This window comes from Neochlamydia sp. EPS4, assembly GCF_000813665.1.
GTDB lineage: Bacteria > Chlamydiota > Chlamydiia > Chlamydiales > Parachlamydiaceae > Neochlamydia.
The window spans coordinates 13515-27527 of record NZ_JSDQ01000094.1 but is presented as its reverse complement, the minus strand read 5'-3'; the positions used below and the strand labels follow the sequence as shown (position 1 = coordinate 27527).

10 protein-coding genes are annotated in these 14013 nt (G+C 38.4%); 2 read left to right on the top strand and 8 right to left on the bottom strand.

Annotated features, from left to right (window positions below):
- On the top strand, positions 1-244 hold a 244-nt coding region (locus DB42_RS11440), incomplete at its 5' end, for a hypothetical protein (RefSeq protein WP_044882728.1).
- A gap of 985 nt (positions 245-1229) precedes the next feature.
- On the opposite strand, the gene dnaK is transcribed toward DB42_RS11440, so the two are convergent.
- The 8 genes from dnaK to DB42_RS09295 form a co-directional block, all read right to left on the bottom strand.
- The gene (gene dnaK / locus DB42_RS09330) at positions 1230-3206 is read right to left on the bottom strand and encodes a molecular chaperone DnaK (protein ID WP_044882727.1); all 1977 of its coding nucleotides are present in this window, start codon (positions 3204-3206) and stop codon (positions 1230-1232) included.
- Positions 3207-3345: 139 nt separating this feature from the next.
- Positions 3346-3966 (bottom strand): nucleotide exchange factor GrpE, encoded by a 621-nt coding sequence (locus tag DB42_RS09325; protein ID WP_044882726.1) that lies wholly within the window; start codon positions 3964-3966, stop codon positions 3346-3348.
- A gap of 14 nt (positions 3967-3980) precedes the next feature.
- Complete coding sequence (gene hrcA, locus DB42_RS09320; protein ID WP_079979886.1) at positions 3981-5174, bottom strand: heat-inducible transcriptional repressor HrcA; 1194 nt, start codon at positions 5172-5174, stop codon at positions 3981-3983.
- Positions 5175-5392: 218 nt separating this feature from the next.
- Positions 5393-6166, bottom strand: a complete 774-nt coding sequence (locus DB42_RS09315; protein ID WP_044882725.1) for a hypothetical protein — start codon at positions 6164-6166, stop codon at positions 5393-5395.
- Between the two features lie 160 nt (positions 6167-6326).
- The gene (locus DB42_RS09310; RefSeq protein WP_044882724.1) at positions 6327-7694 is read right to left on the bottom strand and encodes a hypothetical protein; all 1368 of its coding nucleotides are present in this window, start codon (positions 7692-7694) and stop codon (positions 6327-6329) included.
- Between the two features lie 285 nt (positions 7695-7979).
- Positions 7980-9716 carry a hypothetical protein gene (locus tag DB42_RS09305; protein WP_044882723.1) on the bottom strand — a complete coding sequence of 579 codons (1737 nt, stop codon included), beginning with the start codon at positions 9714-9716 and terminating at the stop codon, positions 7980-7982.
- 384 nt (positions 9717-10100) lie between these two features.
- A complete protein-coding gene (locus DB42_RS09300; protein WP_044882722.1) occupies positions 10101-12089 on the bottom strand; it encodes a heavy metal translocating P-type ATPase in 1989 nt (662 codons plus the stop codon).
- 5 nt (positions 12090-12094) lie between these two features.
- Complete coding sequence (locus tag DB42_RS09295) at positions 12095-12853, bottom strand: VIT1/CCC1 transporter family protein (RefSeq protein ID WP_044882721.1); 759 nt, start codon at positions 12851-12853, stop codon at positions 12095-12097.
- 211 nt (positions 12854-13064) lie between these two features.
- Between DB42_RS09295 and DB42_RS09290 the strand changes: the two genes are divergently transcribed.
- Entirely contained in the window at positions 13065-13982 is a 918-nt protein-coding gene (locus DB42_RS09290; RefSeq protein ID WP_044882720.1) for a hypothetical protein, read from the top strand.
- The last annotated feature ends 31 nt before the right edge of the window (positions 13983-14013 follow it).

Sequence of the window (14013 nt, the reverse complement as noted above, 5' to 3'; positions counted from 1 at the left end):
GCCCGTAAGCAATTATCAAATCAAGCAGCAAAAGGTACTAACAAAGCTTGCACAAGATTTGCCGGCGATGATGGAAGTATGGAATGTGGATTCCTTTCAAATTTTAACTTCAGAGCAAATGCTAGCCGAAGGCTATGAATATGAAGTTGCTTATTCGGGAGACAGAATTTTGCTTTTCCATAAACAGATAGAAAACCAAGAGGCTGGGATGGCAGCCATCGATCCTTTGCCCACTCAAGAATGATCATGAGCGGTCACCAGATTTAGATGGGATTTTGCGGGCATCTGCAAAATCAAATATACTTGCGAATAGTTTTTTTTGTATTTAATGCACTTTCTGTTTTATATTGGCTCCTTATCGTCAAAAAATTAAGCAGGCCTACCCCCGTAACCGCTTACGAAAACTCGCATTAGAAAAGAGTAGGTAACATGAAGTAATAATATTTTTTTATTTTATATATGCATTCTTTCTATATAAATTTCTGTTTATTAATTAAGGTTTAGTAGGTTTAAAATTTTTTTAAGCATATAAGATTAATATAAAGACTTCTGCTATCTACCAAATGGCACTATTAATAAAAAGTTGCTTTCCTCTTAAAAATCCAATAAATACTAAGTATGTCTTATCATTTGGCCGATCGTCCGGCTAATGAATTAATGGAGGCTGGAAGTAAGAGATGCAACGAGCGAATGACTTCGAAAGTATGAAAATATGCATTAAGGAGTGCTTAGATAAAAATCCTGCTTTTTGTAAAATTCTCCAAGAAAACAGCGACTTGCAAGACAGCAATCAAAAACTTACACATACATCGAAAATGAAGAGCTTTTTTCTAAATTTCATGCAGGTTTAGGAAAGGTAGAAGAGATTTTATTACTTGTGCTCTAATTTGATAATTCGCTACTTGTTAACGCGAGTCATTGGATAAGAAAGCCATCTAAGGCCGCTTTAAATCGTATCCTAAAATGTAAACTAACTCATTAACTTTTGTTTGTCTGTGCGAGTAGGCTGAATGCAGGGCTTGTAAGGTTGGTAAGCGTTATCTACAATTTCACTAGTTTAAGTTCTAGCAAACCCGTTTTATTCTGTTGAAATAAAATTAAGAGTAAAAGATTGGAGATGTGAGGCCAGTACTCGTCATCATAAATAATTGCTAAGGGAAGGAAAAGTAGGCCGCAATAAAGAAAAAGAAGACAGCGTTTTTTTCGCTGTCTTCTGAAATGCTGACATCTTATTTTTTATTGTCATCAATAATTTCTACGTCTGCTTCCTCTATCGTCTCTTCTCCATTGCCTTGCTTCTGAGACTCTTGCTGCTCAGCACCAAAGCCAGCTCCTGGGCCACCTGTAGACTGCCCATAGGAAGCATCAGGGCCTCCTGCGTGCGGACCTGCAGCCCCTGCCTTTGCTATGGCTTCCCCAATATGTTGCATTTGGGTCTCCAGTTCTTGTTTAGCTGTTTTTATGCGTTCGATATCCATGCCTTCTAAAGCTTTTTTAATAGCCTCGATTTTGCTTTGGATCGTATCAACAAGATCTTTAGGTAGCTTTTCTTTATACTCTTCGATTGATTTTGCCGCACGGAATGAGAGGGAATCTGCTTCATTGCGAATTTCGACTTCTTCCTTACGCTTTTTATCTTCTTCGGCATGAAGTTCAGCATCTTTAAGCATACGTTGGATATCCTCTTCACGTAGCCCTGATTGAGCTTCAATACGAATTTTTTGTTCTTTGCCACTCGATATGTCTTTTGCAGAAACATGCAAAATACCATCCGCATCGATATCAAAAGCTACTTCGATCTGTGGGATACCTCGAGGAGCTGGTGGAATATCGCTCAAGTCAAACCGTCCTATTTCTCGGTTATCATTGGCCATCTTACGTTCACCTTGCAGGACACGGATCGTTACGGCAGGTTGATTGTCAGCAGCGGTAGAGAAAACCTGTTTCTTTTGAGTAGGAATGGTAGTGTTACGCTCTACAAGAGGAGTCATTACGCCGCCCATTGTTTCGATACCAAGCGTTAGAGGTGTAACATCGAGTAAAAGTACATCTTTTACCTCGCCTGTTAAAACTCCACCCTGGATCGCTGCACCTACAGCTACCACTTCATCGGGATTAACCCCTTTATTTCCTTCTTTTCCAAAAATGTCTTTTACAACCTCTTGCACAGCAGGCATACGAGTCATTCCACCTACGAGAATAATTTCGTTAATGTCCTCTTTTTTTAAGCCAGCATCTTTCAAGGCTTTTAGGCAAGGTTCTTTAGTACGCTCGATTAGGTTATGAGCTAAGCTTTCTAGCTTTGAGCGAGTTAGAGTTAAAGACAAGTGTTTAGGCCCGGTAGCATCCATGGTGATGAAGGGTTGATTAATCTCTGTAGATTGTGTACCAGAGAGTTCAATCTTCGCCTTCTCGGCTGCATCACGTAAGCGCTGCAAAGCCATCTTATCATTATGCAGATCGATGCCATTTTCTTGTTTAAAGCTATCAAGAATCCATTTAAGAATTTCGTTGTCAAAATCGTCTCCACCCAAGTGAGTGTCACCATTCGTGGCTAACACTTCGAACACACCATCTCCTATTTCTAAGATAGAAATATCGAAAGTGCCTCCTCCTAAGTCAAATACCGCGATTTTCTTATCACTCTTTTCTTTATCTAAACCATAAGCTAATGCCGCGGCGGTAGGTTCAGGGATGATACGTTTAACATCTAAACCAGCAATACGACCTGCATCTTTCGTGGATTGGCGTTGAGAATCGTTAAAGTAGGCAGGAACTGTAATCACAGCCTCGGTCACTTTTTCTCCCAAATATGCTTCTGCTGTCTCTTTCATCTTAATTAAGATTTGTGCACCCACTTCTTCGGGACTAACGATCTTATTACCTAATACCTCAAAGACTGCATCTCCATTGGCATTTTTAGTAACTTTATAGGGTACTGTTTTAATCTCCGATACCACTTCATCGTATTTACGGCCAATGAAGCGTTTTGAAGATGAAATAGTGTTTTCCGGATTAGTAATAGCCTGACGCTTTGCAGGAATACCTACAAGGCGCTCATTGCCTTTATAAGCTACAATAGAGGGAGTGGTTCTTGTACCTTCAGCATTAGCAATGACTTTAGGAGCTCCGCCTTCCATCACTGCTACGCAGGAATTTGTAGTTCCTAAGTCAATGCCTATAATTTTTGATTTTTTTTGAGTCATCTTTAAAACTCCTTATTTGTAATTTGCTATGTGATGGTTTATTTGGCTTAAAGCCTTATGTAAGTGTTATAGCTTTGCTTTCAGAAAAGGCAACACTCACTTAAGCGTTTTCTGTACTAAATTCAACGTTTACTTTCACTCATTCATTTGTAGAGGAAGATAAATTTTCCTCTACATGCGGTTCAGAACTTGATTTTTTGGCAACTTTTACTCGAGCAGGTCGAATAATTTTGCTACCCATTTTATAACCTTTAGTATTTTCCTCGACGACAGTGCCTTCAGGAAATTCTGTAGTTTCTATCATTTCTACTGCTTCATGGTGATGAGGATCAAAGGGCATGCCTACCGATTTAAAAGCATGCACATCATTATTTGTAAGGGCTTCTTTAAATTGATTAAGTATCATTTTAAATCCAGTGGCCCAGTTATTTACCTCTTCAGACATTTGATCTGTAAAAGACAAAGCCTTTTCCATATGGTCAAGAGGAGTAAGAAAATCTACTATCACGCTCTGAATAGCCATCTGCATCATTTCTTGTCGTTCTTTATTTAAACGTTTTCTTAAATTTTCTGCTTCAGCAATCGAGCGCAAATATTTGTCTTTATATTCGTTTATCTCTCTTTTGAGATGCTCAAGTTCAAGATCACTAATATGTACTGTTCTTGGCTCTCTTTTAGGCTTTGATTCCTTTTCTAAAGCTGCTTGCTTTTCTAAAGATTGAGTAGATTCATCTTTATCAGGTATATCTTCAATAGTCATGTTTTGCTCCTCTTTTACGTACCATTGTGTTCAATAAGCATGAGGGAAGATTCACCCAAAAAGCATGGCTTATCCGGTTGGGTACTGATCGTCCCTCGCTGTGGTTGACGAAATGTAATTTTAAATTTGTAAATACTTCGAGTAATAGCTTCGCTAATGTTTTCTGAAAAGTTATGCAATAAGCCAAATAGATGCCGATAGGGCAAGCGTATAGGGCCTAGCAGCCCTATAGCTCCCACACACTGTTTATTGGCATAATAAGGAACTGTAACTACAGAACATTCTTGCGGACCCACAGAAAGAAAATCAAGATCCTCACCTATCCAAAACTTTAAGGTCTCTTTTTTGCTGCATTCTTTTAGCAATAAGCGCATAGAAGGAACGTTTTCAAACAAAGAGAGACAGTGGGTAAGCTTTGAGACGTCTTGCATCTCGGGGTAAGCTAGCAATTTTGAGAAACCGGTACGATAGATATCTTCATCAGTAAAGTTGGAATAACTAACGATGTAGCGCACCATAATTTCATTATAAAATAATTGGGCTAAGTTTTTTTCTTCTTCAGTAAGATTATCTGGTGTGTTGATGTCTATCGAGCTAGGGGATTGATGGATACGGTTGAGTCGCCATTGAAAGTATCTTTCCATTCGTTTTAAGGAGAAGGTGCTCATTCGCTTATCAAGAGGCATGATTTCCGTTTGTATCAGGCCAATGCTAGTAAGAATGATACATAAGCAACGTGTATGATCGATCTCCACAATTTTTATTTGATTGATATAATCTTGGTCAAAACGAGGGGCAGATAAAAAGACGGCACATTCTGCTAGGTGGCTTAATGTTTCAGCAGCTTCTTGTAGGTAAGAAGCTAGTTCGTGAGTTTCTTTATCTCGAAGTTTTTGAAGTTCATGTTGGTAAGCTTCTGAAGTCTGCTGTGTGGTAGAATGTTCCTGGGCGTATAGACGGAATGCTTGAGTTGTAGGAATACGTCCACCAGAAGAATGCTGTTGAGAAAGATAACCTTCTTTTTCTAAATTCGAAAAATAGTTACGAATGGTAGCCGAGCTTAACTCTTCAAAGCGAAATTCTTTAAGGGTATGAGAGCCGATAGGTTTACCCGTTTTAAGGTATAATTCAATCAGCCCCATTAAAACTTGCCGCTCACGGTTATGTTTAGCCGATTTTTTTACGGTAATAAGTTTTAACGCTTTCAAGATGTGCTCCTTCCTTTGTGAACTTATGATAATTTATCAGGTATTTGCGATCAAGCAATTTTTAGCAGTTAATGTTTTTAATTGCTAAATTTTAGAAAATGCTCTTTCAAGGGAGAAAAATATCAATAAAAACCCCTCTTGGTAAGATACACAAAAGAGGGGTAACAACTTAGACAAGAAGTTTATCTAGAAAGGTTAAAAAAAATTTGCTATAGATCCTAAAAATTAGGCTCTTCGCTAAATATTTTTCTTAGATGCCGAGCAGCATCTTTAGAAGGAGTAGGGGGAGTGGAGTGAGGAGAAGAAAAAGGGGTCGATGAAATTTCATCCTCCACTTCTTCCGGTAAAGTTTGTTCGTTATTCTCCACATTCAGCTCATCATTATATAATACTCTTAGAATTCGAGCTGCATGGGTGGCAGGGGTAGGAGGAACAAGTGGAGGTTTTTTTGGAGGGGTAGCCAATACTTCATAACTGCTATCCGTTCTTATCCAAGGCGTACTTTCTATTAAGGAAGGGGGAATAAGTGTAGGCTCCACTTCGCTACTTACCGAAGGAATGGCTAGAGATTGATTTAATTGCTGAATTTCAGTTGCCTTTTCTTGCAGAGTCGTAGTCAAAATGTTAACTTCTTCTTGCAATTCTAGGTTTCTAACAGCTAACTGCTCGACCATCTTGTTTTTTTTATAAACTTCTAATGCCAATAAAGCACATGCCCCTACTGCTGTTGCTATAATTTTTTCAGAGGAAATGGCTATAAATTTTGATTCGAAGTTATTTAAAATTCTAGCGTCGGTCAAGGTGATCTGCTCCTGCTTAATGCATTTAATGGCTAGTAAAACAGTAGCTGCAGTCGCCCCAAATATTATCGTTTTTACTGTAAAGGAATAAAAATTTTTCTTAAGATTTGAAGGCTGGTGAGGGGAAGCGGCTAATGGAATAGCCGCAGAATCATTCTGCGAAACCTGGCTATTAGGTGTAAGGCTTGACATTTTTGCTTTTCCTTTATTTAAAAATGCTTTTTAAGGATATAAGAAACTGTTAGGGAATAAAAATCTGTTTCGTAGGAATTAACTGTTTAAAATTTTATTGTCTTTTGCCTAGGACAGAGCTTTAAATGCTTAAAAAAGATGGGTTCTATTTTCGTTCGGCCTATTTTATTGCATTTACCATCTTATCGATCGCTACTAAGATTTCTTCTTTGCTTGAATTTCTTTCCATCAGGCTGTAGATTTTATTGCGCAGTTTATCTATGAAATCTTTTGTACCTTCTTTAACTTCATGAACATAGGCTTTAGCTTTACTCCTAATCTCTTCAGCCTCACGCTCTTTATCTTGAATTGCAGCTTTTAATGCCTGGAGCTCCTCAGTTAGTTTTTCAATCTTGGCAGCATGGACTGGGTTCTCAATTGAGGTATCAGCACTTAGATGTTCTGCAGCACTGGCGGAAGAAGTAAGGGTAGATGGAACATTTTCATCGCTTGAGGGGCTCTCGCTTAATCTTTTTTCTAATCTTTCTTGCCTAGCTTTTAAGTCTTTAATTTCTTCCACTTGATGTTTTGACAATTCCATAGTATTATCTAAATTTTTTCTTAAAAGCCCAATCTCTTGTTCTTTTTTGGCTAAGCTGTCCTGTGCAATATCAAGTTTTGATCTTGTCTCTTTTAACCTAACTTCAACAGCCCTCTTCTCATAGTCGACTTTAGTGAGCTTCTTCTTCATTTTTTCTATCTCTTTCTGCGTTTCCGAAAGCTTTTTTTCTATCTCTGCTTTGGCTATCTGAGTTGTATGAAGTTCATTCAGTGCAGTGTGCGCGACCTTGATGTTAGACTCGGAATTTGAAGAATTTTTTACTTCCTGTATTTCATTTTCTTTGTCAGCAACTATTTTCTTTGTTTCTTCAAGTTGTTGTTGGAGGGCTTGAGTCTCTTCAATTTTAATGCCCATCCTAGTATTTAATTCATTAATCTGTTGAGTAAGCTCACCTATTTGCTCTTCAGCTTTAGCTATAGTTTCTCGTGCATGTTGGAGTGTTTCTTTCGAGTGGTAAGTTTCTTCGTAGCTAGTTCTGATTTCTACTTTTAGTGCCTCTATTTGTTGATTAAGTTGAGCTATTTTTTGTTTAGCAACTTCATCTTCATGATTAATAGGTTGATTTCTTAATTCTTCTATCTGTTGATTTAAAGCATTATTAGCTTGAAACAAAGTTTTAACTTTTTCTGTCAGCCTCTTCACTAGGTTAATTAATGAAAAAGGAACTTTAAGGCTGCTGGCTAGAATAGTAGAGATAAACGTTCCTGTTAGCGCAGTAGTAGCACAGGCTCCTGCAATCATAGGAGAAGCAAAAATGAAGGCTGCTACAGCTGCTGCGGTAGAAGCTATGATTGCCAGGCTGCCAAAGCAGATAGTAGCTACTCGGCGACCTTGCATATTTCCCGGAGATTCCTGTCTTTTGAGGGAGGGTTGTTCATCTCCTAGATATAAAGCTTGCAAAGCATTATTTATTACTTCTTGTGTCATTTGTTTCTCCTTAGAAATTTCAGCGTAAAATGACCTTAAGTTTATAAGTGTACTTAGGTTTTTTTACAAGAGGAATATGATTTAGTTAGGGAAGATAACTTTTTAAAATGGAGCCTATCTATTATTGTTTAAATTTTCTGCTTGCTTTCTATTCTCTAAAAGAACAAAGTATTTGGCTTTATTTTTTTATTTGTCGAAAAATGGAATAAGAGAAGCAGCTTGAAGGCAGGTCTTGCTGGACAAAGCAAGACCTGAAAGAAAGATAAAATGATTAGCCTTTATTGCTTATTTCTTCATCTTAAGAGAGGCAAGACATTGCTCGACAACAGGGATAATCTTTTTGTTAGCTTTTTTGTTTTCTTCTAATTTAGCCTTAAATTTTTCTAAAAGTTCTGCTTGATCTTTAAAGTAAAGCAACCGCTCATTTTTAAGGTTTTGTGTTTCTTTCTTAAGCTCCTCTAGCTCGTTTACATTGGTAACCAAAGCATTATTCTGTTTTAATTTCTCTCTTAGATCTTCAATTTCTGTTTTAAAAGCCTCATATTTTTTAAATATTAGGTTATTAAAATTTATGTCGATCCATTCAATAGCAGGCTCTCTTGCTTCGCTGCTAACTTTACCGCCTAATGCTAGAATATTCTTTTTTAGTACACCTAATATATGGAGCTGCTGATCGATAGAAAAGGTTAGGGCCATATCCTTGGCTTTGAAATACTGTTTCAAATCTTCTTCCATTTCAGGAGTAAAGTGTAAAGGAGAAGTTTGGACAGCAGGTTGAGAGGATTTCTCTTGAGCAAATCTTACTTGTCTCTCGCTGGAAGACTTATCTTCAGGATGTTTAAGTTTTTCCTCTTTGATTTTTCCTACTAAGGTAGCATTCAGTTCTTTTAAGTTGATAAATTCGTGACTTAAATTTTCATTCTCTTTGCGAAAGGTCTGGATATTTTTTTGGAGCTCTACTATCTGCTTTTCTTTGGTCTCTACGTTAGTGGCTTGGCTCTGAATTTGTTTTCTCAGCGCTTCCACTTGCTCTTCCAGTGCGGCATTTTTCTGAGCTATTTCTTCAGAGTGCTGTTGAGACTGCAGCGTTTTTTTGACCGCTTTTAATTTTTCTTGCAGTTCAAAAACCTCATTTCCTTTTTGTTCTAACAATTTCTGATGCGTATTTTTAAGTTGGTCAAAGTCAGCATTTTTTGCTTTTAAGCTATCTTCTAACTGTTTTTTTTCTTGAATAAGTTGCTCCAAGGCTGCTTGCAGCTTTACCTTTTCCTTCTCCTGAGCCTCTACTTTAATTTTTTCTTTGCTATTTACTTGTCCTTGGGTAGGAACTGTTTGTTGAGGGATATTTTTTTGCGTTTCTTCTAACTGTTTTTGGATCTTGTCTAATTGTTTGCTTAGTTCCAGGATTTTAGCTTCTTTTGCTTTTATCTGGGTCTCATAATCCTCTTTCATTCGTTGTTTCGTGCTTTCTGCCTCTAACAAACTTTTGTTAAGATTTACCAACTTTTCCTTTATATCTTTTACTTCGCTTTCATGCTTCCCTAGAATTTTTGCTGGATCCCCTAATTTCTCTTGCGTCAAGGGGGATGTTATTTCACCTTCGCCTGTATGAAGCTCTACATCGAATTTTTTAATGCTTTGATTTTCCTCTGCCTCCGCATTGGCTTTTAGCCGATTGAGCTCTTGAAGTCGGGTTTCAAGGCGAGCAACTTGGGTTGTAAGTTCACTATGTTTTTTTAAATCTTCAGCAGAAAGATTTATACGAGTGGCGGAAATAGTGGCTAAAATTGTTGTCACTAAAGCCGTGGCCGCTATAGCAGCTACTAAGTAAGAAGAAAAAACTGCAGCTGCAACAGCTGCGACTGCTGCCACGCTTGCTGTGACCCCTAAAGTGGCGATTGTAAAAGTCTTGCCTCTGTTCATTGAACCAAATTGAACCGGCATATTTTTTTTATTTGCTAAAGATTGTCTTTCCATCGCTGGCTCTGCAACTCTAGCTCTTGTTACGGTAGGTGCGGACATTTTTTTCTCCTTGGTAAACGTAAGTTTATTTATAACAACAATTTATAGAATGAGAATGTTTTTTTTACAACATATTTCATTAACATTAAATTAAAAGAATGATTGTCAGGATAGACTACTAAATAGAGGGGAGTAAAAAAAATAGTAAGAGAGGATAAGAAAGGAGGTGAAGGACTCTTAAGAGCTCTTTTGCGTACTTGTAAGCTTTTAATCCACTATAACTTTAAGTCAATGAATTAGCTTAAGAAGACATTAAAAAACTCCTCTTCAAAAAATCCTCTAGGAGTTATCAAAATTTTTTTAGCTTAGGATTGCTTTTAGAAGAGGAGCTAAATGAGTAAGCCTAGGTGCTAATATCAGGCCGGCTTAGATAGAAGACAAGGTTTAACTTTTTAGAAGACGTAGCCCATTTAGTCCTACTATTACAGTGCCTCCTTCATGCATCAGTACTGCTAGCCATAAAGGGATGAATCCAGCAATAGAAGGAATAGTAGCAATAAAAATGGCTGCAATAGCTATAAAAAGGTTTTGCTTTACAACTCGTTGAGTTCTTTTTGCCTTAAGAAAAAGCCAATCTAGTCGTTCGATATTATCTTGCAAAAGCACAATGTCAGCGGCTTCAACAGCTGTAGTTGTTCCTACTTTTCCCATGCAAATACCTACTGTTGCGCGTGCAAGAGCAGGGGCATCGTTAATGCCATCCCCCACCATTGCCAAACCTTCTTTTTCCGCCAGTTGCGCTACATGTTTTAGTTTATCTTCGGGTTTCAAATTAGCATAAAAAGAGGAGATACCAAGCTCCTTAGCAATGCGCTCAGCACTATATTGATGATCACCCGTCAACATAACCAGCTTTAAGCCCATCTTTTGGCTAAGATTTTTCAAAGTGTTTTGAATGTTAGGCCGTATTGTATCGAGAAAGCGGAATAATACTAAGTGTTTACCAGCTAGAAGAGGGGAGACAAGTTCGCCTTGATTTTGTAACTCCTCACATTTATCTAATAAAACTTTAGCCTGGGTAGGACTTAATTTTCCTGCAATAAATTCAGGGTGTCCAATAAGGACAGGAACATCTCCCTCGGGTAGAATAACGGTTCCTTCAAGGCCACTGCCTGGGATCGCTTTAAAATTTTTAAGCTCGACGGGTAAAGTTTTAGTGTGATGAGAATAAGCTAAGATAGCTTTGGCTATAGGGTGTACGGCATTTTTTTCCAGAGCAAAAGCGATGCTAAGGGCTGTAGCTTTATCAATTCCTTGATCCAAGGTTTCTATAGCTGCGCAGGTAAGTTCTCCTGTGGTTAAAGTCCCTGTTTTATCGAAGGCAACCCTATTACAAGAGGCTAATGCATCTAAAATGACTCCTCCTTTTAGCAAAATGCCGCGCTTTGCACAAGCTCCTACAGCACTTAGATAAGCAATAGGCATAGCTATAATTAAAGCACAGGGCGAAGCGGCTATTAAAAAAGCTAGGGCTCTATAGACGGATCCTTCCATTCCTAAAAAAGGGATAGAAAGTAGATAAGGCAGAATGAGCACGAAAAAGGCGGATAAGCAAATGATAGAAATAGCATAACGGCGGCTAAACTTATCAAACCAACGTTGAAGTTTAGGTTTAGCATCTTGAGCTTGAGTGACTAATTGAATGATTTTGGCTAAGGTCGAGTCAGAGCTAGTTCTTAGCACTTGCAGAACAAGAGCTCCATCTAAGTTAGTGGCTCCAGCCGGCACCTCATTTCCAACCTTTTTTGTCATAGGAAAATTTTCACCTGTCAGGTGGACAAGATTTACGCTTGAAATGCCTTCAAGCACTACTCCATCTAAAGGTACCACTTGACCCGATTTAACTAGAATATTTTCACCTACCTGAATTTCATTGATAGCTCTCTCTAGGAGAGTCCCATCTGGTTGTACTATACTAGCTTTGGTGGGAGAAAGTTTATGCAAAGCGCTGATAGCGCTTTTAGCTTTTTCTGTGACCGCCTGCTCCATGGCACCCGAGAGAGCAAAAAGGACAAGCAGTAGCCCTCCTTCCATTTCGCTTCCAATTAAAACGGAAGAAAATGCTGCTAAAGTCATCAAAATATCAATGTTAATATCTAAATTAGCTAGATCCTCAAAAGATTCGATTAAGGCAGGAATGCCTGCCAAAAAATAAACTATGACTAGTAATAGTGTCGATAGGGAATGAGTGACCTTAAACCAGGAAAATGCAAAAGAAATAGCGAGTAAAATAGTAGCTGCTATTGAAGCTTTTAAGGTAAGATTGACTCCCCACTGACGACTTGCGGGCTTAATGAAAGGGCTTGAAGTTTCAGGAGAATCCAATTCAAAAAACTCTCCAAAAGCAGGTGTATGAGTCTTGCTAGCATGCATAATAATCAGCCTTGTCTAAAAAAAAATTCATGGAGAAAATAGACCCAGGCATAAGCTAAAATGGCGAGCCCTCCATTCCAGATAATAGCGGGAATCATACGGTTCTGCTCATAATAAGCTGAGAGCGCTGAAGCCGCAGCTATCGTTCCTAAAGAACCTATGACTAAACCTTGAAATCCTGGTGCTATTAACTGGCAGGTGAGAACCATAGCAGCAGCAGCAATTGCTCCTAAGCCAGCACCGCAAGCTTGTTTTAAAGGGTGCTCATGGGACTCAAGTTTAAGGCCTAGCTCTTCTTCTACCATTACCCTAAGAAGGCGGTCGCCATCAGCCATTAAAACCTCCACTATATGATCTAACATTTTGCCTTCAAAGCCTTTGTTGGCATATAGATCTTTAAGCTCCATTTTTTCTTGCTCACGATTATGATCAATTTCCCATTTCTCTTGTTTAACAAGACGATGTAATCTTTCTAGACGTGACCAGCCAAGCCAGGCACTGCGTCCAAACTTCCATAGCGTCCATCCCGTAGAAAAGATAATTAGGGCCAAAGTGAGAGAGAGGAGGGGTATTTTAAATGAAAGAATAATGCAACTCATGAGAAGCAAAACTACTGCTGTTTCACGGGCCGCATCGGCAGCAGCAGAAAAATGGCCAGGAATTTCAGTTCCATGCACTTCCACCGTAGAGAATTTTCCTTCGGCTAGTTTTTCGGCTACGTGCTCAATAGGAGCTTTATGGGTAAAATGGGTGTTTTCTGTCATTAATTTTTCTTTCCGTTATCTTTGTTAATATTTCGCATTCTAACATGAATTTTTGCAATAAGGAAAGAAAAAGGCATTCAATAATCGCTGCAGCTAAAAAATAATAAAGGAATCGCTCATATAAGGCTTTTGGTTTTTAAATAAATTATTTTACAAAATGGTTGAATGTGTTACACTAAGAAGAGAAAGATGTATAGCAGAGGATGTCCTTATGAGCCAAGATTTTACTAACCTGAATACAGGAATGGGTAATCAATCAGGTTTACCTAATGCTGAGGCGCTTTATCAACCTAAGCAAACTTCAGCAGTGGACTCCAACGTCCAAGAAACCTCCCTGCATTCTAAAGATTCTATCGAAAAAGCGAGTGCAGTGGTTGCTTCACTTTATTTGCCTCCTCTTTCCAATCCCTTATTAATTCCTCCTGATGCTAATAACATAATAGCTATTAGCCAATTAGCGATGGATAAAATTTGCCTAAACATTTTAGATAGCTGGTCGCAAAGTTTAAAAAAAATAGCAGAAGAAAAAAGAGAGGCCGATCGAAGAAAGGAATTAAACCCTCTATTGCAAGACCTAAATATGGCGGGGGGATTAGTTTTAGCAGTGGCTACTATTTTTATTCGCGCTATTTTTGGGACACAAATTGCCCAAGCCTTACAAAAAAATCCTGGATTGACAGATGAAAAAGTCATCGCCCATAAATTTGCTACTCAAATAGCTCAATGGTCCCTTGATGGGGTTTTAGGCGGTTATCTCATGACTATAGTCGACAAGTTACCTTCAGCAGCCAATATGAATGAAGGCGAGAAAAAAGTTTTAGCTCAACAAATGCAGGTGATGTTACTTGCCGCTGCTTTAGGGGGGATATATAAAGCCAAATATGAATGGATAACTTCTAAAGAATTTATGGATGTGTTATCAGACCCTTTTTCTTTAAAAGACTCCAATATGGCTATGCTTGCTATGCTCCTTGTGAACACCTTAAATGAGCTTCCTGAAGAGGCAAAGTTAAGGATGATGAAGACATTGAATATCTATATGGACAGCAATCCTGATCTACCTTCTTTATTCGATTTAGGTCAAACGGCCGGCGTTCAACTTTCTATTCTTAAGGCTACTCGCCTTTGAGTAAATAGAGAAATAGATTTTCGGAGAGTGA

Coding starts and splice junctions, on each gene's coding strand:
- DB42_RS09315 (WP_044882725.1), bottom strand. CDS start 6,166: ATGTCAAGCCTTACACCTAATAGCCAGGTTTCGCAGAATGATTCTGCG.
- DB42_RS09310 (WP_044882724.1), bottom strand. CDS start 7,694: ATGACACAAGAAGTAATAAATAATGCTTTGCAAGCTTTATATCTAGGA.
- DB42_RS09290 (WP_044882720.1), top strand. CDS start 13,065: ATGAGCCAAGATTTTACTAACCTGAATACAGGAATGGGTAATCAATCA.
- DB42_RS09300 (WP_044882722.1), bottom strand. CDS start 12,089: ATGCATGCTAGCAAGACTCATACACCTGCTTTTGGAGAGTTTTTTGAA.
- DB42_RS09295 (WP_044882721.1), bottom strand. CDS start 12,853: ATGACAGAAAACACCCATTTTACCCATAAAGCTCCTATTGAGCACGTA.
- dnaK (WP_044882727.1), bottom strand. CDS start 3,206: ATGACTCAAAAAAAATCAAAAATTATAGGCATTGACTTAGGAACTACA.
- DB42_RS09305 (WP_044882723.1), bottom strand. CDS start 9,716: ATGTCCGCACCTACCGTAACAAGAGCTAGAGTTGCAGAGCCAGCGATG.
- DB42_RS09325 (WP_044882726.1), bottom strand. CDS start 3,966: ATGACTATTGAAGATATACCTGATAAAGATGAATCTACTCAATCTTTA.